This is a genomic window from Streptomyces otsuchiensis (genome assembly GCF_004305975.1).
GTDB classification, from domain to species: Bacteria; Actinomycetota; Actinomycetes; order Streptomycetales; family Streptomycetaceae; genus Streptomyces; species Streptomyces otsuchiensis.
In genome coordinates this window covers 1-1,486 of sequence record NZ_BHZI01000517.1, presented here as the reverse complement: position 1 = coordinate 1,486, position 1,486 = coordinate 1, and the positions used below count along the sequence as shown (strand labels likewise).

The 1,486-nt window shown below is 75.2% G+C and carries 2 protein-coding genes; both read right to left on the bottom strand.

Features of this window, described 5'->3' with window-relative positions:
* Nucleotides 1-240, bottom strand: a 240-nt coding sequence (locus tag E0D90_RS25580) for a beta-propeller fold lactonase family protein (RefSeq protein WP_157996958.1), incomplete at its 3' end; no start/stop codon positions are given.
* Between the two features lie 192 nt (nucleotides 241-432).
* Nucleotides 433-1,458, bottom strand: a complete 1,026-nt coding sequence (locus E0D90_RS25575) for an aldo/keto reductase (RefSeq protein WP_130800286.1) — start codon at nucleotides 1,456-1,458, stop codon at nucleotides 433-435.
* Between the last annotated feature and the right edge of the window lie 28 nt (nucleotides 1,459-1,486).

Below are 1,486 nucleotides of genomic sequence, written 5' to 3'. Positions count from 1 at the left end.
GCTCTGCGCGGCGGGGTCGGCGAGGGAGAGCACGCGGACGGCTCCGTCAGCGGTCTCCCCCACCGCGCAGAGCGCGGCGCCGTCGGGGGTGAGGGCGAGGTAGGAGGGGTCGGGCAGGGGACGCAGCTCCCGTACCGCGCGGAGCGCGCCGGTGGCCGGGTCCACGGTCGCGACGGTGACGCCCTGTCCTCCCTGCGAGGTGAACGAGCCGATGTACGCGTGCTGTCCGTGGTCCGCCATGGGTGCCCCGCCCTGTCTCCGCCGCATTGGTCCTGTCCGCCACCACGGCGCCGGGGTGGCGGTGCGCCGCCGGGCGGCCCGGACCGGCCCGGCGCGGGCTGGTGCGCGGCTCCGCCGGCGTCGACGGTCAGACCGTAGCACCGGCGGAGGGCAGGCGGCGGCGCGCTGTGGGCGGCCGGCCGGCGGGGCGGGTCAGTTCGCGGCGCCGCCGTGCGGGCTGTCCGAAGCGTCGGCCAGCAGCGTGTCGACGGTGGCCAGTTCGGCGTCGGTGAGCGGCGGTCCGGCGACGGCGTCGAGGTTCTGGTCCAGCTGGTCGGTGCTGGAGGCCCCGACGATCACCGAGACCACGCGCGGGTCGCGCAGCACCCAGGTCAGGGCCAGCTGAGCCAGGGTCTGGCCGCGTCCGGCGGCGAGGTCGCGCAGGGCCCGCAGCGCGGTCAGCCGCCGGGGGCCGAGGGCCTCCCGCCGCAGGAACCGTCCCTGGGCCATACGCGAGCCGGCCGGTACCTCGCCGGTGAGGTACCGGTCGGTCAGCAGGCCCTGTGCCAGCGGCGAGTAGGCGATCACGCCGGTGCCGGAGTCGCCCGCCGCGCTCAGCACGCCGTCCTCGGGGCGGCGGTCGAGCATGCTGTAGGCCACCTGGTGGAGGAGGAGCGGAGTGCCCAGCGCTGTGAGGATCTCGACCGCCCGCTCGTGCTGCGGGGCGGGGTAGTTGGAGATCCCGGCGTAGAGGGCCTTGCCCTGCCTGACCGCCGTGTCCAGTGCGCCGAGGGTCTCCTCCAGCGGCGTGTCGGGGTCGAAGCGGTGCGAGTAGAAGACGTCGACGTATTCCAGGCCGGTGCGGCGCAGCGTCTGGTCGAGGCTGGCGAGGAGGTACTTGCGGGAGCCGCCGTCGCCGTAGGGCCCGGGCCACATGTCGTACCCGGCCTTGGAGGCCACGAACAGCTCGTCGCGGTAGGGCCGCAGGTCCTGGGCGAGGACGGTGCCGAAGCTGGTCTCCGCGGAGCCGTAGGGCGGGCCGTAGTTGTTGGCGAGGTCGATGTGGGTGACGCCCCGGTCGAAGGCGCGAAGCAGCACCTCGCGCCGGGTGGACGCCGGGGTCGCGTCGCCGAAGTTGTGCCACAGGCCGAGGGAGACGGTGGGCAGCAGTACGCCGCTGCGGCCGCACCGGCGGTAGGTCATGGCGTCGTAGCGGTCCGGCGCTGCGGTGTGGGGCACGGGTGGGTTCTCCGGGTCTGTGGTGGGC